The sequence below is a fragment of the Streptomyces aurantiacus genome (assembly GCF_001418335.1).
GTDB classification, from domain to species: Bacteria; Actinomycetota; Actinomycetes; order Streptomycetales; family Streptomycetaceae; genus Streptomyces; species Streptomyces aurantiacus.
Map to the genome: position 1 here is coordinate 1 of NZ_LIPP01000212.1, position 16,726 is coordinate 16,726.

13 protein-coding genes and 1 pseudogene are annotated in these 16,726 nt (G+C 68.6%); 3 read left to right on the forward strand and 11 right to left on the reverse strand.

Annotated features, from left to right (window positions below; translation table 11 throughout):
• The 3 genes and pseudogenes from AOK01_RS26010 to AOK01_RS26020 form a co-directional block, all read right to left on the reverse strand.
• Positions 1-479: pseudogene (locus tag AOK01_RS26010) on the reverse strand (WxL protein peptidoglycan domain-containing protein); the annotation flags it as partial.
• 127 nt (positions 480-606) lie between these two features.
• Positions 607-2,586, reverse strand: a complete 1,980-nt coding sequence (locus AOK01_RS26015; protein ID WP_055515779.1) for a purple acid phosphatase family protein — start codon at positions 2,584-2,586, stop codon at positions 607-609.
• A 154-nt stretch (positions 2,587-2,740) separates the two neighbouring features.
• On the reverse strand, positions 2,741-3,985 hold the full coding sequence (locus tag AOK01_RS26020; RefSeq protein ID WP_055515781.1) for a HupE/UreJ family protein: 1,245 nt from the start codon (positions 3,983-3,985) through the stop codon (positions 2,741-2,743).
• A 181-nt stretch (positions 3,986-4,166) separates the two neighbouring features.
• On the opposite strand from AOK01_RS26020, the gene AOK01_RS26025 reads away from it, so the two are divergent.
• The gene (locus AOK01_RS26025; protein WP_055515783.1) at positions 4,167-4,844 is read left to right on the forward strand and encodes a type 1 periplasmic-binding domain-containing protein; all 678 of its coding nucleotides are present in this window, start codon (positions 4,167-4,169) and stop codon (positions 4,842-4,844) included.
• A 147-nt stretch (positions 4,845-4,991) separates the two neighbouring features.
• Here AOK01_RS26025 and AOK01_RS26030 read toward each other — a convergent pair whose 3' ends face one another.
• The 7 genes from AOK01_RS26030 to AOK01_RS26060 form a co-directional block, all read right to left on the reverse strand.
• Positions 4,992-5,690, reverse strand: coding sequence for a Crp/Fnr family transcriptional regulator (locus AOK01_RS26030; protein WP_055515785.1), 699 nt, complete (start codon positions 5,688-5,690; stop codon positions 4,992-4,994).
• A 117-nt stretch (positions 5,691-5,807) separates the two neighbouring features.
• Positions 5,808-6,506, reverse strand: a complete 699-nt coding sequence (locus AOK01_RS26035) for a 4-carboxy-4-hydroxy-2-oxoadipate aldolase/oxaloacetate decarboxylase (RefSeq protein WP_055515787.1) — start codon at positions 6,504-6,506, stop codon at positions 5,808-5,810.
• A gap of 144 nt (positions 6,507-6,650) precedes the next feature.
• On the reverse strand, positions 6,651-7,355 hold the full coding sequence (locus AOK01_RS26040) for an alpha/beta fold hydrolase (RefSeq protein ID WP_055515789.1): 705 nt from the start codon (positions 7,353-7,355) through the stop codon (positions 6,651-6,653).
• Positions 7,352-8,206: a class III extradiol dioxygenase subunit beta gene (locus AOK01_RS26045; RefSeq protein WP_055515791.1), complete on the reverse strand. Its 855-nt coding sequence runs from the start codon at positions 8,204-8,206 to the stop codon at positions 7,352-7,354. The genes AOK01_RS26040 and AOK01_RS26045 overlap by 4 nt, the downstream gene beginning before the upstream one ends.
• Positions 8,199-8,552, reverse strand: coding sequence for a protocatechuate 3,4-dioxygenase (locus AOK01_RS26050; protein WP_055515792.1), 354 nt, complete (start codon positions 8,550-8,552; stop codon positions 8,199-8,201). The genes AOK01_RS26045 and AOK01_RS26050 overlap by 8 nt, the downstream gene beginning before the upstream one ends.
• On the reverse strand, positions 8,549-8,827 hold the full coding sequence (locus AOK01_RS26055; RefSeq protein WP_055515795.1) for a muconolactone Delta-isomerase: 279 nt from the start codon (positions 8,825-8,827) through the stop codon (positions 8,549-8,551). Before AOK01_RS26055 ends, AOK01_RS26050 begins: the two co-directional genes overlap by 4 nt.
• Before the next feature lie 68 nt (positions 8,828-8,895).
• On the reverse strand, positions 8,896-10,383 hold the full coding sequence (locus AOK01_RS26060) for an aldehyde dehydrogenase family protein (RefSeq protein ID WP_055515797.1): 1,488 nt from the start codon (positions 10,381-10,383) through the stop codon (positions 8,896-8,898).
• Positions 10,384-10,599: 216 nt separating this feature from the next.
• Between AOK01_RS26060 and AOK01_RS26065 the strand changes: the two genes are divergently transcribed.
• A complete protein-coding gene (locus AOK01_RS26065) occupies positions 10,600-11,940 on the forward strand; it encodes an amidohydrolase family protein (RefSeq protein ID WP_055515799.1) in 1,341 nt (446 codons plus the stop codon).
• A 49-nt stretch (positions 11,941-11,989) separates the two neighbouring features.
• A complete protein-coding gene (locus tag AOK01_RS26070; protein WP_055515801.1) occupies positions 11,990-13,678 on the forward strand; it encodes a CocE/NonD family hydrolase in 1,689 nt (562 codons plus the stop codon).
• A 63-nt stretch (positions 13,679-13,741) separates the two neighbouring features.
• Here AOK01_RS26070 and AOK01_RS26075 read toward each other — a convergent pair whose 3' ends face one another.
• Positions 13,742-16,717 carry a glycoside hydrolase family 2 TIM barrel-domain containing protein gene (locus AOK01_RS26075; protein ID WP_055515803.1) on the reverse strand — a complete coding sequence of 992 codons (2,976 nt, stop codon included), beginning with the start codon at positions 16,715-16,717 and terminating at the stop codon, positions 13,742-13,744.
• Between the last annotated feature and the right edge of the window lie 9 nt (positions 16,718-16,726).

A 16,726-nucleotide genomic window follows, 5' to 3' on the forward strand; every position in this document is an offset into this window, starting at 1 on the left:
TTGCGCGGGACCTTGACGGTGAACGGGATCTCGGCCGTCTTGCCGGGCGCGATCCTGACGGTGCCGGCACCGTCACCGGTGGCGTGGACCCAGGCGCCGATGCCGAGGGACTTCTTCTCCTTGGTGAGGAGGTCGAGTTGGCCCTTCTCGGTGGTGTAGCCGTCGGAGGCGTAGAGGGCGAGGCGGAGTTCGGTCCTGCCGTGGTTGGCGACGACCATGGCGTCCTTGACCTGGCCACCGGGGTTGACGCCGTAGCTGAAGCTGGACCGGTCGTCCCCGTACCCGTTCGCGGCCGTGCGGACCGTCCAGGTCACGTCGCCGTCGGCGGCCCGGGCGGGACCGGCGGACGTGACGGCGAACGCGAGAGCCGCCAGCATCGCCAGGATCACCGAGCGCAGGACGGCGTGACGCAGAACGGCGTGACGCGGAAGGACGTAACCCTGGACGGCTCGGATCGTACGGCGGTCTGTGGGGGACATGCGCATGGTGGGGCTCTCCGGGCTTCGGGCATCGGGCATTGGGCATCGGGCTCTGCTGGAAGGGGCGGGGCAGGCGGGCGGCCGGTGAGCCGGTCGCCCGCCCGCCCCGCTGATGGAACGGGTTCGGTCAGCTGCTCAGCGCGGTGATCGTCAGGGTCGCGCGGTAGCCGCCCTTCCGGACGCTGTCCGGGATCTTGAGATCCAGGTCGGCGCCCAGCCTGGCCTTGCCGCGGGCGTGTCCCTGCTCGGCGGAGCTGAGGCCGCGCGAGACGGACAGGCCCTTGCCCTGGTCGTCGTAGCCCGAGGCCACGGAGACACCGGCCTGGGCACCGGCGCCCTGGTCGAGGATGTACGGGGACCAGCCGAGGTAGGAGCCGGGGAACGTCTTGTCGGCGTCCTTGAAGTCGCTCACGTTGGCCGACACGGCCCACGGGGAGAGCGTGCGGCGGGAGTCCGTGACGAGGATCGGGTTGATCTTGCCTGCGGCGGTGAAGTGGTCGCCGTCCTGCTCCTTGGCGGTACCGAGGTCCACCAGACCGTTGTAGCCGTCGATGGTCCAGCCGAACTCACCCGGCGCGGCGTCGGGCACGTCGACCTGGAGCGACTGGCCGTCTCCGTTGTACGGGTGGACGCTCACCTTGTCGACGACCGAGCCGACGGGCTGGTCGGCGGTGGTGTTGTTGCACCAGTCGCCGTGCTCCACCTCGGAGTTGGGGGCCGCGCAGGTGCCGCTGCGGATGTTCTCCACGACGAGCTTCTCGTTGCGCACCTGCACCTTGACGTAGCTGCGCACGTGCTCCTGGTTCTGGACCGAGTTGTACCAGTAGCTGTCGGGGTTCAGCGGGTCCGCGCCGTTGCCCGCGCCGCTGGTGCCGCTGCTGTCGGGCTTGGTGATGTCGTAGTACTTCGAGCCCGACGCGGAGTTGGCGGTGACGTACAGGACGCCGCCGGGGCCGGGGTAGACGTCGGCGGCGGCGGGCTGCTCGTTCTTGTTCGCCTTCTCACCGTTCTTGATGAGGTAGCTGCGGGAATAGCTGTGGTCGTGACCCTGCAGCACGATGTCCACGCCCAGCTTGGAGAACGTGGTCGGGAAGTCCACACGGCGCGCCTTGTTGTCGCCGTCCTTGGCGTGGGAGGCCGGGGAGTAGATCGAGTGGTGGTAGACGAGCACCTTCCACTTGGCCTCGGAGCCGTGCTGGTTGATGACGTCCGTGACGTACTTGGTGTGCGCCTCGTCGCCGCCACCACCCTGCGAGGTGGCGTAGCTGTTGCTGTTCAGGTCGATGAACAGCACATCCTTGTAGATGTACCAGTAGTCGCCGCCGGACGTGTTGGACGCCGGGTTGCCGTTCGAGTAGTACGCGCCCGAACGGTCCGTGTTCGGTGTGGAGAAGTGCTGCTCGTAGGCCTTGCCGCCGACGTCGTGATTGCCGATGGTCGCCGCGAACGGCACCTGGCGCAGCTGGTCGGGGGCGAGGAACGCGTTCCACTGGGACTCGTTGTTGGCGCTCTCGACCTGGTCGCCGCCGGAGACGAGGAGTTCGGCGTTCTTGTTGGCCTGGGTGGCCACGTCGAGGGTGTCCTGCCAGCCGGCCTGGTCCTTCGCGGTGTCGCCGGAGGAGCCGATCTGCGGGTCGCCCAGGAAGAGGAAGTCGTACTCGCCCTCGAAGTCCTGCGTCCTGAAGGCGTAGGCGGCCGACCAGTTGCCCTCGCCGCCGACGCGGTAGGAGTACGCGGTGTTCTCCTTCAGGCCGGTGATGGTGGCGTGGCGGTTGTAGCCGCCGCTGGTGGAGATGTTGGCGCCGCCCAGGGCGTCGAACGTGGCGGCGTCCGCGGGGAACTCGCCGGCGGCCAGCCGGGCGGTGGGGGCGACCTGGATCTTCTGCGCGGTGTCGGCGGAGGAGTACCAGCTGACGGTGCGCTGGGTCTCGTTGGCGCCGACACCGAGAACGATGCCGGTGAGGGCGGCGGGGTCGGCGGCGGCAGCGGGGGAAGTGAGTCCGCCGCCGCCGAGGGTCAGGATCAGGCCCACGGATGCCGCGACGGCGGTGCCTGCCACGCGGCGTCGCACGGGCCCGCGGGCCCCTGCGAAGAGCTTTGTTCTCATGGAGCTCATGGAGTGTCGTTTCTTCTGTTCTTCTGTGCACCCACGGTGTGAGCGCAATGGAGATCGTCAAGCTTTCGGTACCAGGTAAACCCCGCATAAAGGCCGACTCGGGATCTGTTGAACATTCAGGTCAGGGCAGAGCTTCAGGACGGCTTCAGGACAACCCGAACGTGCGCTGTACGAACCAGACGAGACCCATGCCGGCGACGCCCGCGCTGATCGTGCCGGTCGCCCACAGGCCCGCCCGGCGGGACCGTCGCCGCAGCAGGAGCAGCAGGGGGAACACCACGGCGATGACGGCCAACTGGACAGCCTCGATACCGACGTTGAAGACGAGCAGCGACCACAGCAGGGTCCACGACCAGGCCGCGTCGATACCGAGCGCGCCGGCGAAGCCCAGGCCGTGGACCAGCCCGAAACAGAACACCACGCCCAGCCGCGTCCACCCGGCACGGTCGAGGGCGAAGTGGCCGCCGTCGCCCGGGACCGGCAGGTCGGTGACGTGGACGCCACGCTGCCGGATCCGCCACAGGTGCCAGCCCGCGACCACGGCGATGGACAGCGCGATGACGGGTTCCACGAGGCGCGCAGGTACGTCCACCAGACCGAGGGCGGCGAGCAGGAACGTCACCGAGTGGGCCAGCGTGAAACTGGTGGCCGCCAGGACGATCTCGCGCGGTCGCCGTGATCCGGCGATGAGCGCGAGCAGGAACAGGATGTGGTCGATGCCGGTCAGCAGGTGTTCGGCGCCCAGGCGGAAGAACTCCCAGAAACGTTCGGTCCACGACTGTGCGAGGGAGAAGGACGGGTGGGCGGCGTCGAGAGCGGCGCTGCCGCTGTGGCCGTCCACCGCGTACGTGACGATGGTCTTGGTTCCCTTGACGTACTTCTCGGAGTCCGGGAAGAGGCCGCTGCGGATCTCGTGGTCGACGGTGACGTGGCTGTCACCCTCCTCCGCGCAGGTCCAGTCGAGGGCCAGCAGGACGTAGGGCACGCCCTCCTCCCGGCCCATGCGGAATCCGCCTACCGGGGCGGGTCGGCAGGCGTCGCCGGCCGCGGTGACCGTGAAGCGCCGGGTGACGTAGTCGACGACCGTCGCTCGGTGGGCTTCCAGCGCGGCGGCCTGCGCCTTGGTGTCTTCGGCGTCGAACGCCTCGGTCCCGGCGCGGAAGAGGGGGTCGTCGTGCCCGGCGTCGGCGGCGGACACCACCAGGAGGTCGTACTCAAGCTTCAGCTCGGTCCGCAACCGGTCGTCACCGTCACCGTCACCGTCGCCGGTGACGTGTACGTACACGGTCGAGGTGAAGCCATGTGCGGAGGCGGGGCCGCCGAGGCCGAGCAGGACGAGGAACACCGCCACGGCGAGAACGGCCAGAGGGCGGCGAACAGGGTGTGACATGGGGCTCCTTGTGGTTGCCCGTGCACCGTCCTGGTCGGGGGTGAATCCGTGGGGGCCGTTCGGCGAACCGTGGGAGAACACCTGCTCGATCAAGGCTGAGCGGATGGAATTGCTGGTGAGCGGGGGCGCAGGATGTCGGCGTACCCGCCCCTGTCACGCCCTGTCACGGAGGACGATCGACTTGCGCCGCCCGCTCCTGACCGCCGCCGCCCTGGCCTCGGTCGTCGCCCTCGCCGCCGGCTGTGGTGACGGCGACGACTGGTCGCAGCCCCACCCGCGGCCCTCTGCCGTCGGAGCGCTGGGCCCGGGGTTCGTCGACCCGTCCGCCTCGCCCGCGCCGGAGGCGACCGTCACCCCGCGGCCCGGTTCGTGGTCGGAGGTCCGGCCTTCCGAGGGCTACCGGGTGGTCCTGCTGACCGCGGGCACCGACCGGCCGACGAAGGCGCTCGTGACGGCGGTACGGGAATGGGCCGATCGCGAGCGGGTCGACCTGCGCACCGAGACCGTGACCGATGCCTCCGACATGGTCCACGCCGCCGACAGGGCGATCGGCATGCGGCCGGACCTCGTCGTCAGCGCGGGCAACGAACTGATCGACGCGCTGGCGACGGTCACCCCGAACCATCTCTCCCAGCAGTTTCTGGTGGTGGGAGCGGAACTGGCCGAACCCACCCACAACGTGACCTCGGTCGACTGGTCGGGAGCGTCGTTCCGCGGCGAGGGCCTCGGGATGTCCTCGACCTACGACCCCGCGTCGTTCACCGCGGCCCGCTGCGCGGCGGCGGTCCGGGCGGGCACGGCCGCGGTGCTCTCGGGGTGGACGGGGGTCGTGGTGTGGGTGGACGACTTCCGGACTTGAGCCCCTGGGTCCTCGGGCGCTTGCGGATGAACCGGAGCGCGCGTGAACGGGTTGTGGCGGAGAGAGCCGCTTCCCCAACCCGAACGACCCCACCGAGTTCGCGAGGAACGTGTTCGCCCCACCGATCATGTGAGACGGATGGCGCACTCAACGCGGCTGGGTGGCCGCGATCCGGTGCAGGCCCGCGGGGTCCAGCAGGCGGATGATGCGGGGCTCCCGCTCGATGAGGGCGCGGGATGCAAAGTCCCCGAGGGTTCTGGCGACGACCTCGCGCACTGATCCCACCGCGCGCGCGACCTCGTCCTGCGTGGCGTGCACGACCAGACCGCCGGCCTCACGCGTGCACAGCTCCAACAGGTGATAGGCCACGCGCGGCGGCACCTGTTGGAACACGTTGTTGCTCCACAGCTGCTCGGAAAGATGCAGCGTCTCCGCGATGTACCGTGCGATGGGCCACGCCACCCCGACCTCGGTCGCCGCGAGGCGGGACAGGCTGCTCGCCGACAACGACACGCAATCGGTGTCGATCATGGCCTTGACCGAGACACCCGGGTTGTGCCGGCCGGCCGCCAGGGTAGGCAGGCCGACCAGCTCACCACGTGCCGCGTAACGCACCGTCATCTCGCGGCCGGCCGGCGAGCTGACGAAGATGCGGGCCAGCCCCTCGACGATCAGATACACCACTCCCGACGCTTCCCCCGCGCCGTGGACGGCGTCGCCGCTGGCGAAGTGCCTCAGCCTGGCCCGATCAGCCAGGACCCCGGCGACGTGTTCCGGAAACTGTGCGAGCAGGCTGTCGTTCCACGCATTCCGTGCTGCTGCGGGGAGGGACTCCGGAGCGTTCATGCACCGTGCTCGCTCTCTCTCGCACACGGCGCCACACACCGCAAAGACGTGCCCATCTGGATGATTGCCATTGCCATTACTGACGCCGATATCATGGCATACCGCCGTCCGGGATCCTCAGTGGCCCTGCTGGTCCTCCCACGCCACGTAGTCGACGCCCTGATCGGCCAGCACGCTGCGCAAGCCGTACCGGTCGAGCCCCAGTTGGCCGTCCCGGAAGGCGACCCGGGTCAGGGCCTCCTTGGCCTCACGCGCCTCGGAAGCCGCGAGGGCGTCGCCGACCCGCTCTCTCGGTACCACCAGCACGCCGTCGTCGTCGGCGAGCACGACGTCGCCGGGACGCACCACCGCGCCGCCCACGACGATCGGCACGTTCACCGATCCGGCGGTCGCCTTGACGGTGCCCTGCGCGTTGATCGCTGCAGACCAGACGGGGAACTGCAGCCGGCGCAGCTCCGAGGTGTCGCGCACGCCCGCCGTGATCACCAGCCCTCGGACCCCCCGTCGTTGCAACGCCGTGGCGAACAGCTCACCGAACATCCCGTCGCTGGAAGGCGACGTCGTGGCGACGACGAGGAAATCTCCGGCGCGGCACTGCTCGACGGCCGCGTGGATCATGAGGTTGTCACCGGGCCGGCTCAGCACCGTGACGGCGTTGCCGGCCGCGCGGACATCGTGCTGGATCGGCCTGATGCCCGCGCCGACCAGACCGACCCGGCCCAGTGCTTCGTGCACCGTGGCGACGCCGAAGCCGGCGAGCCGCTTGATCTCGGCGGGGTCGGCCCGGGGGCAGTCGGTGACGATGACGGTCTTCATCGGAGCGCGTCCGTCGCCTGGGGGTAGTACTGCATGTACGCCTCACCTCTGGTTGTTGTGGTCTGTCCCGGGTCGGGCCCGGGTCGGGCTCAGGATTCCTCGTGACCTGGACGCCGCGGCGCTCGGCAGGCACACGACGACCGCTCAGACGGCCAGTTGGTCGAGAAGCAGCGCCAGTGGGTCCGGCGCGGTCACCATCGCCTCGTGTCCGGTGTCGAGTTCGTACCCGGGCCACCCGAGCTCGCGCGCCCGTTCGGCCGACGAAGCGAAGACGCGCAGCCAGGACGTGCACTCGATGTAGACCGCCGGAACGTCTCGTTCCCGTGCGGTCAGCGTGACTGCCGCTGTGTAGGTGGCCCACGGTTGCGGCGTGAGACGAGGGGTCAGCCAGTCGAGGTCTTCGGTGGCCGTGACACCCAGCACCTTGAGCGACCGCGGCGGGATGAGCCAACCGAATCCCGGGCCGCTGACGGATTCGCGGTAGTGGTGGGCGACGCGGTCGGGCAACAGATCGATCGCGGACTCGCCGCTGCGCGGGAGGAAGGCGTCCAGGTACACCCGGGTCCGGATCCGGTCAGGGCGCTGCTCGGCGACGCCGGCGACCACCATTCCCGCATAGCTGTGGCCGACGAGGACCACGTCGTGCAGGTCCTCGGCGTCCATCAGCCGCACGACGTCGTCGACGTGCGTGCTCAGATCGACCTGCGGGGACAACAGATGCGCGCGGTCGCTCACGCCGGTGAACGTCGGGCTGAACACCGAGTGCCCGGCAGCGCGGAGGCGGGTGGCCACCCTCGCCCAGCACCAGCCTCCGTGCCACGCCCCGTGCAGGAGCACCAAGTCGGTCACCGTCCTGAAACCTTGTTCTCAAAGAGCGCGAGCGCCGCGGCGGTGTTCGACGCCGGCACGTGATAAGTCTCCGAGATCCTCGTGATGTCCTCGTCCATCGCACCGCGCATGACCAGCCACATGATCATCTCGATACCTTCGGAGCCGGCCTCCGTGACGTACGTTTCGCGGCTGAGGGACGCCAGTGCCTGCGGATCGTTCTGAATCCTGCTCATGAACATCGCGTCGAAGACCGGATTGATCAGGCCGGCGCGTTCCCCGGCAAGCTGGTGCGACATCCCGCCGGTGCCGAACACGGCAACCTTCAGGTCGTCGGGGTAGGCGCGAATGGCTCTGCCCAGGGCCTTGCCGAGGTCATAACACCGGGCCGCGGTGGGCTGCGGGTACTGAATGACGTTGACCAGCAGCGGAATCACCGGACACGGCCAGGCATCACCCGGGTCGGGGTCGTACACCGAGAGCGGAACCGTGAAGCCGTGATCCACCGCGAGTCGGTGCGCGACCGTGATGTCGAACGCGTCGTCGACAAGGCTCTCGACAAGGTGCTGCGCGAGATCGGGATGGCCGTACACGGTCGGGACCGGACGGCGTCCCCAGCCCTCGTCGGCGACCGGAAAGCTGGCCGCCGTTGCCAACGCGAAGGTCGGGACGAGATCCAGGCCGATCGCGTTGGCGTGATCGTTGTACACCAGGACGATGACGTCGGGCGTGTGTTCGGCCATCCAGTCGCGAGCCTGCTGGTAGCCGTCGAACAGCGGCTTCCAATAAGGCTCCTGCGTCCTGTGGTTGTCCATGGCGGCGCCGATGGACGGGACGTGGCTCGTCGCCAGCCCCCAGATCACCTCAGCCACAGCGACGTCCTCCTGCCCTCATCGCCGCGATGAAGTCCTCGGTCGTCATGCCGGTGAAGACGCCCCCGAGGTACTGCATCGACAACTTGTCCACCGTCGCCAGTTTGTAGACGTAGAAGATCGAGCCCCCGAGGTCCAGCAGCGACCGCCAGTCACGCTTGAGCAACGCGGTGCGTTGTGCGGGCGTCATGTCGAAGCGATCGCAGTAACCCGCCTCGTCGGCGAGGAAGCGCACGCGATTCGCCGGTGTCGTCAGCGTCGAGCACAGCTTGTTGATCGCATATCCCTGACGGTTGTCCGCGATGTCGAAGACGTACGTCCCGGGCACGGCCGGTTTGGTGGTCATCGTTGCTCCTGAGGATGGGTGGCGAGCGCCTCAACCGTGACGTCCGTCCAGGGGAAGGCGGGCAGGGACGCCAGCGCGTCGTGCAGGTGGGTGGCGTCCGCGGTGTCCCAGAGACCGATCACTGCTCGCCTTCCGGGGACCCGCCAGAGGCGCAGAAGCGTTCCCTCACTTCGCAGCTGCTGAGCGCGGTCACGTTCGAGACCTTTCAATCGGTTCCGTTCGGCGACGGGCATCGTGTCGGGGAGGTTGGTCTCGAACCTGACCAAGAACTCCATTGGTCCTCCTTCTGGGCGCCGTCCGGAATCGACCGTTGCGCCCTGGCCGATGGTGTGCGTGCCCTCGGTTACTCCGAGATCGGGTAGTGCGGAGTGACCGGGCCCTCGATGGTGATCCACTGGACCTCGGTGAACTCGGCGAGGCCGGTGCGGCCACCGGACTTCCCGTAGCCGCTGTTCTTCACGCCGCCGAAGGGCATCTGCGCCTCGTCGTCCAGCGTCGCGCCGTTGATGTGGCACATGCCGACGTCCAGCCGCTTGGCCAGATCGAGCGCGAGAGTCACATTCCGGCTGAAGATCGCCGAGCTGAGTCCGTACTCGTTGTCGTTCGCGACGGCAAGGGCTTCCTCGGGGCCGTCGACCGAAATGACCGTCACCATGGGCCCGAACGACTCCTCCCGATAGGCGCGCATGGCCGGGGTGACTCCGGCGAGCACGGTCGGCGCGAAGCACGGCCCGTCGGCGACTCCACCCGCGAGCAGGTCGGCTCCTCCTGCGACCGCATCGGCGACGAGCTCCTGGACGTGTTTCATGGAGTTCGCGTTGATCAGCGGACCGAACATCGACTCCTTGCGACGGGGATCGCCGTAGACGATCGAGTTCGCGACCTCGACCAAGCGGCGGCTGAACTCGTCGGCGATGCTGCGGTCCACCACGATCCGGCCGGTGGACAGGCAACCCTGTCCGGTGTTGGCGAACGAACCGAAGGCGGCCGCGCTGACCGCGACGTCCAGATCGGCGTCGGCGAGGACGATGAAGGGAGAGTGGCCGCCGAGCTCCAGCACGACCGGCGTGAGCGTCTTGCCGGCCAGCTCGGCGATGACCCGCCCGATCCGCGTCGATCCGGTGAAGTGAACACGCCGCACGGCCTCGTGGGAGACGAGCGCGTCGACGACCTCGGCCGCGTCCTCGGGGGCGTTCGTGATCAGGTTGAGCACGCCGTCCGGCAGGCCGCCCTCGGCGAAGCAGGACGCAACCAGTCCGTGCGTGCGAGGGGTCTGCTCGGAAGCCTTCATCACCACGGTGTTGCCGAGTACGAGAGCCGCCGGCACGGATGCGCCCACGAGCAGGACCGGGGCGTTCCAGGGCACGATGCTCGCCACGACGCCGACCGGCTTGCGGATGGCCAGTGCGGTGCGACGGGGATCCTCCGACGGGATGACCTCGCCCGTCAGGCCCTCATAGGCGGACATCGCGGCGTACCGCACCTTGTCGACCAGGATCTTGATGTTGAAGTGACCCCACCCGGCCGGCCCGCCCATCTCCGCGGTCACCGCCTCGGAGATCTCCGCGGAGCGCGCCTCGATCGCGTCCGCGCAGGCGAGCAGGGTCCGTGACCGCTCGGCAGGCGAACGGCCGGCCCAGTCCGGGAAGGCCGCACTCGCGGCATCCACCGCACGGTTGACATCCACCACCGAGGCGGCAGCCGCCCGGCAGGCGACCTCGCCCGTGTACGGGTCCAGCGACTCGTACACGGCGCCGTCGGCCGCCGCCGTCCAACTGCCCCCGATGAACAGTTCCTGCTGCTGCGAGCCGGTATCGACGCTGGTCGGCATAACTTCCTCCTTGTTGTCAGGAACTCCCGCTGCTCGGTGCGGTTCGCGCACCGAGAACGTGGCCTCCTGAACGGGTTGGCATCAGTGACTGAAGCTAGCGAGGCCGTCGGCCGGCAGCCGTAACTTGAGTCACGGTGCCCGCGCCGTCGGCCCGTTAAATTCTCATCGAATCCCAGCCGTACCGGCACCGCAGCCCCAAACGACAGGTATGACAACATGTCAACGTCGCAACAGTCCGAACAGCTGGACAAGATAACCGCCACGACGGGTGACAAGAGTCGGCGCATTCTGCTCACCGGCGCGCACGTCATTACAATGGACGGTCCTGGTGAATTCCATGGCGACATCCTCATCGCGGGTGACACGATCGAGGCGGTCGGACCGGATCTGGCAGCACGTGTGGGCGGCAATGCCATTGTCGTCGACCTCGCCGGGTCGATCGTCATTCCCGGACTGGTGGACTCGCACATCCACGCCTGGGAGGGCCAACTACGTGGCATTGCTCCTGACGTGACTTTCGCGGAATACATGGCCCTGACGCACGGAAAGCTGGGAAAAGCCTACCGACCCGAGGACATCGCCGTCGCCGAGCGACTGACCGCGGCGCGGGCGTTGAACGCCGGCACGACGACGATTGTCGACAACAGCCACAATTCGCGCAGTGCGGAACACTCGGACGCAGCGATCGAGGCCCTACGCGGATCGGGAATCCGGGCCGTGTACGCGGCGGGGCCGGCCGTGGAGGGCGATCACAACCACCAGCTCCCCGCCGACGTCCTGCGCCTGCGCGACACATACGCGTCGGCCGACGGACTCATCACCATCCGGATGATGGACAGCTGGCCGACGCCCGAGACCTGGAGGTTCGCGGCCGAACACGGCATCGACGTGTCCTCGGAACTGGGGGGCTGGGTCACCGATTCCGAACAGCTCCTCACCTCCGGCCTCCTGCACCCGGGACACACCCTCAACCACTGCTCGGGGCTGACGGACAGGTCGTGGGACGCCATCGCCGAAAGCGGCGCCGCGGTGAATGTCGTTCCCCGGTCGGATCCGCACCTCGGGCTCGGGTCCTTTATCCCGATCATCGAGGCGAATCGGCGCAATATCCAAGAGGGCATCAGCTCGGACAACGAGTTGGCCTACGGGCACGACCTCTTTACCGAAATGCGCGTTCTGCAGACGGTGCAGCGTGGTCTGAGCTTCAGTGAACAGCAATCCGGCGTGGCGGATCCCCCGGCCCCTTATGGGCCCCTGGACGCACTCAGGGCAGCGACGATCGGTGGCGCGCTGAATGCCGCATTGCCACATCGCATCGGGACGCTCACAATCGGCAAGAAAGCCGACCTGGTTGTCCTCACGCTCGACCAGGTGAATACGCGCGGCGCGGGCTCCTCCATCGGCACGGTCGTGAACTTCGCCGCCATCGAGAATGTCGATGCCGTCTTCGTCAACGGCGTCGTGGCCAAATGGGGCGGCCGCCTCGTGGGCCAGGACTTCGAGAAGCTCACAGAAGAGGGCGAAGCCTCGAAGGAGTATCTGCTCACGAACTCGTAGCAGCGTTTCACCCTGCCTCCTTGAGTACCAGTCATGTGAAAGGCCTGTCATGCCCAACGACGAAAGCTTCGAGACTCTCTACCGACTGCCGATCCCACCGGAAGAGGGGAGGTACCCCGGCCTGGCTCCTTCCCGCCGCGTCGAGCACGGCCTGATCGTCGAGCGCGACGTGGCCGTCCCGATGCGGGACGGCGTCGTGCTGCGCGTAGACGTCTTCCGCCCGGAGGGGCAGTCGGACCTGCCGGTGCTGTTCACCTACAGCCCGTACGGAAAACATGCCCGCAAGGGGTTCCACATGCTGTACCCGCAAGCCGGGCAGGACGACCGCGGGTTCGTCGACCCGGGAACGACGGGTGTCTCGGTGTCGCACTACACCGTGTGGGAGGGCCCCGACCCGCTGTATTGGTGCAATCAGGGCTTCGCCGTCGTCAACGCGGATTCCCGCGGATCGTGGGGATCGGAGGGGTCCTTGACGTTCCATTCCCCGCAGGAGGCCGCCGACGGGTACGACATGGTCGAGTGGGCGGCCGGCCGGCCGTGGAGCAACGGACGGGTCGGCATGACCGGTGTGTCCTACCTGGCGTGGAGTCAGTGGAACGTGGCGGCGACCCGGCCGCCGCACCTGTACGCCATCAACCCGTGGGAGGGGTACTCCGACCCCTACCGTGACATCTCCATGCAGGGCGGGATCCGGGAGACCCGTTTCCGCGGGTGGTGGATCGAGTCCACGGCCTACTCCCGCAACCGGGTGGAGGACGTCGTCGAGCTGTGCAAGCAGCACCCGCACTTCGATGCGTACTGGCAGGCGAGAACGCCCGACCTGTCGAAGATCGAGGTGCCGCTGTACGCCGTCGTGGACTGGGGCGACCACGGCATTCACACCCGGGGCACGATCGAGGGATTCAAACAGGCCGGCTCCCGTGACAAGTGGCTTGAGGTGCACGGCCGCATGAAGTGGCCCTATTACTACCGCCCCGAGAGCCTGGACCGGCAACTGGAGTTCTTCACGACATTCCTGAAAGAGGCACCCGGCGCCACGCTGGACTGGCCGCGGTTGAACATCGAGGTGCGCGAGTCGCATTTCGTGGGCGAGGTACGAGCCGAGAACACCTGGCCGCTCGAAGGTACTGTCTCGACGCCGCTGTTCCTCGATGCCGCAGCCGGCGCGCTCGCGAAGGACCTTCCGGCGGCGTCCAGCCTCAGCTACGACTCCGAGAACCCGCAGGATTTCCTGGAGTTCTCGGTTGACCTCGACGAGGACACCGAAGTCACCGGCACCATGTCCCTGCAGCTGTGGGTGGAGAGCGAGACGGACGAGGCCGATCTCTTCGTGGCCGTGGAGAAGTTCGACCGTGACGGCGTGCGGGTGCCCTTCCCGTTCCAGTCCATGTTCCACGACGGGCCGGTTGCCCTCGGATGGCTTCGTGCCAGCCACCGCGACCTCGATGTCGAGCGTTCGACCCCGCTGCAGCCGTGGCACACCCACGCCCGATCCGTGCCGCTCGAACCCGGCCGTCCCACCCTCGTCGACATCGAGATCTGGCCGTCCTCGACCCTGTTCCGGGCCGGGGAGCGCCTGGCGGTGCGGGTGAAGGGCAGCGATTACTACACCTATCCCGGAGTTCCGGCGGTCATCCACCACCAGGAACCACGCAACGCCGGCCGGCACACCGTCCACACCGGCGGGGACCACCCCTCCCGGCTGCTCCTGCCCGTGATCAACCACTCGGCCGGCTGACCTCCGGCGGTCCGTCCGACAGGTCGGCCGGCGGAGACAACCTGACGTCGTCCCCTGACGTCGTCAGCCGTCGATCTCCGAGAACACGAAAGAGAACTCTGCCGGGCGCGCCCACAGTTGGTACCGCGGCAGCGCGCCCGGGCCGCAGGACTGCGACCCGATGCCCTGCTGGCCGTGGTCGAGGTTGACCCACACCGTGTCTCCGGGCGTCAGGTCGGTCAGATCCGTCAGATGGTCCGCCGCGTCCAGTTGCTCGCTCGTCCAGCGACGGGCCGTGAACCAGAACTCCGGTTCGCCCTCGACCCGAAGGGCGCGGAGTCCCGGCCCCTCGCCGATCTCCGCCCAGCGGACCGCGGCGCGGGCCCCGTTCTCCTGCGGGCGGACGTACGGCGTCTGCAGTTCGTCGACCGTGGACTCCCAACGGCCCAGCATCGAGGCCGAGTCGGTGTCCGGGTATCCCTCGCCGGGACCGCCGCCGTGCCACCTCACCCGGTCGCCTGCGGTCAGCCCGAGGCGGATGCCGAGCCGTGGCAGCGGCACGTTCCAGTCGCCCTCGGGCGCCACGGACACGGTCAGCCTCAGGCGGGTTCCGTCGGACGTCCACCGGTAGACCGTGCGCAGACCCACGTCCGCCGCGGCCGGCGCCACCCTGGTACGTACGATCAGCGCGTCGTCCGCCAACTCGACGGCGTCGAGGCGGTGTCGCATCCGGTGCAGGCCGAGCTTGCGCCACAGCACGCCGTAGCGGACGTCCGACTGCCAGGCCGCGCCCATGTCGTTGTCGGTCGGAGCCCGCCACACATCCAGCTTCGGGCCGACGACGTCGATTCCGCCCACGGTCGTCAGCTCGCCGGTTCGGGACGCGAAGACGGCAGGTCCCAGCTCGATGCCTCCGCGCCCGTCGCGAACGGGCCGCTCACCGGCCGCGATGTCCACCAAAGGGCGTTCTGCGAGCGGCAGTTGGGCCCATGCCACCAGGTGACCCTTCGCGCCCCAGGCCGAGTCCTCGGCGAGTGCCGCCCGGACCGTCCACCTGGTCTCGGCCCCTCGCGCGTCCGCCGGCGGTTCCGGCAGCTTCACGTCGGCGGACTCGCCCGGCGCGAGAGCGGGCACGTTCAGGGCGCCCGCCTCGACCGCCTCGCCGTCGACGTCGTACGACCACTCGAAGGCCAGGGCCGACAGGTCCGCGAAGTCGTACGTGTTGGTGACCCGGACGGTCCCGCCGACGTCGATGCCAACCCCTGTGCCGATGCCGTCACCCTTGATGCGGACCGGCTCGATGGCCTTCTTGTACTCCAGGAGCCCGGGTGAGGGCGTGCGGTCGGGAAAGAGCAGACCGTCGCAGACGAAGTTCCCGTCGTGCAACTCCTCGCCGAAGTCACCGCCGTACGCGAAGCCGTACCGCTCGTCCTTGACGCCGTGGTCGATCCACTCCCAGATGAAGCCGCCCTGGATCCGGTCGTGCTCCTCGAAGATCCGCTGGTAGTCGGCGAGCCCACCGGGGCCGTTGCCCATGGCGTGCCCGTACTCGCAGAGAATGAGTGGGAGTCGGCGTCGTTTGAGTGGGCCGCCGTCCAGGCCCCGGCCGATCCGCTCGACCTCGGCGTGGTCCGCGTACATCCGTGAGTACACGTCCGTGTCACGGCAGTTCCGGTCGCCCTCGTAGTGGATGAGCCGCGAGCCGTCCCGGCCGCGGATCCACTCGGCCATGGCGGTCAGCCCGCGCCCGGTGCCCGCCTCGTTGCCGAGGGACCAGACGACGACCGACGGGTGGTTCTTGTCGCGCTCGACCATGCGGGCCGCCCGGTCCAGGAGCGCCGGGGTCCAGCGGTCGTCGTCCACCGGGTTGTCGCGCCAGGCCTGCTCGGTGAAACCGTGGGTCTCCAGGTCGCACTCGTCGACGACCCACAGTCCGTACTCGTCGCACAGGTCCAGGAAGGCGGGGTGCGGCGGGTAGTGGGAGGTGCGCACGGCGTTCACGTTGTGCCGCTTCATCAGCAGCACGTCCTCGCGCATGGTCTCCAGGTCCAGGGCGCGGCCGTGCTCGGGGTGCCACTCGTGCCGGTTGACACCCCGGAAGAGGATCGCCCGGCCGTTGACCTTGATCAGACCGTCCTCCAGCGCGACCGTGCGGAACCCGATCCGCAGCGGGACCCGCTCCCCGTCCGTGACCAGCGTGCCGTCGTACAGGTGGGGAGTCTCGGCGGTCCACGGCCGCACCGGCACCACGACGGCCTGCCCGGTCTTGGTATCGATGTCCAGGCCGGGCACGACGACCCGGCCGTCGACCTCGGAGTCGACCCGCAGGGTCCCGGTGCCCTCGCGATGGTCGTACGACGCGTGGACGAAGAAGTCGAGCGCACTGCCCGCGGGACGGTGGAGCAGCGTGACGTCCCGGAAGATGCCGGGCAGCCACCACTGGTCCTGGTCCTCCAGGTACGAGCCCGCCGACCACTGGTGGACCCGCACGGCCAGCACGTTCCGGGCCGGCTTCAGCAGGTGCCCGACCGCGAACTCGTGCGGCAGCCGGGACCCCTTGAACTCGCCGATGTCCGTCCCGTTCAGCCAGACCCGGGCGCAGGACTCGACCCCGTCGAAGCGCAGGACCGCGTCCCCGTCCGAAGAGGCGGGCCGGTTCGAGGGTGCGGGCCAGTCGTCCGGCAGGTCGAAGAACCGCAGATGGTCACCGGTCGGGTTCTCCGTCGGCACCCGCGGCGGATCCACCGGGAAGGGATACAGGTGGTTGGTGTAGATCGGCGCACCGAAGTCCCCGTCGCCCTGGAGGACCCAGTGCCCGGGGACCGTCACCTCCGCCCAGTCCCCGGAGTCGTACCCCTCCTCGGCGAACGAGTCGTCCTCGGCGTCCGCCGTCGCCGACAGCCTGAAACGCCAACTGCCGTTCAGGGAGAGGGAGACGGCGTCGGAGGACGCGTACCACGCGCGGGGCGGCAGCGTACCCCTCCCGGGCGAAAGATCCTCGACGTACTCGACGTACTCGACGTAAGGGACGGACGTGGGCGACGTGGTGCGGACAGACATCGTGCTCCT

What these genes read in the sequence shown, in the direction of transcription:
- AOK01_RS26015 (WP_055515779.1), bottom strand. Translation starts at nt 2,586, where the DNA reads ATGAGAACAAAGCTCTTCGCAGGGGCCCGCGGGCCCGTGCGACGCCGC.
- AOK01_RS26020 (WP_055515781.1), bottom strand. Translation starts at nt 3,985, where the DNA reads ATGTCACACCCTGTTCGCCGCCCTCTGGCCGTTCTCGCCGTGGCGGTG.
- AOK01_RS26030 (WP_055515785.1), bottom strand. Translation starts at nt 5,690, where the DNA reads ATGAACGCTCCGGAGTCCCTCCCCGCAGCAGCACGGAATGCGTGGAAC.
- AOK01_RS26035 (WP_055515787.1), bottom strand. Translation starts at nt 6,506, where the DNA reads ATGAAGACCGTCATCGTCACCGACTGCCCCCGGGCCGACCCCGCCGAG.
- AOK01_RS26050 (WP_055515792.1), bottom strand. Translation starts at nt 8,552, where the DNA reads ATGACCACCAAACCGGCCGTGCCCGGGACGTACGTCTTCGACATCGCG.
- AOK01_RS26055 (WP_055515795.1), bottom strand. Translation starts at nt 8,827, where the DNA reads ATGGAGTTCTTGGTCAGGTTCGAGACCAACCTCCCCGACACGATGCCC.
- AOK01_RS26060 (WP_055515797.1), bottom strand. Translation starts at nt 10,383, where the DNA reads ATGCCGACCAGCGTCGATACCGGCTCGCAGCAGCAGGAACTGTTCATC.
- AOK01_RS26065 (WP_055515799.1), top strand. Translation starts at nt 10,600, where the DNA reads ATGTCAACGTCGCAACAGTCCGAACAGCTGGACAAGATAACCGCCACG.
- AOK01_RS26070 (WP_055515801.1), top strand. Translation starts at nt 11,990, where the DNA reads ATGCCCAACGACGAAAGCTTCGAGACTCTCTACCGACTGCCGATCCCA.
- AOK01_RS26075 (WP_055515803.1), bottom strand. Translation starts at nt 16,717, where the DNA reads ATGTCTGTCCGCACCACGTCGCCCACGTCCGTCCCTTACGTCGAGTAC.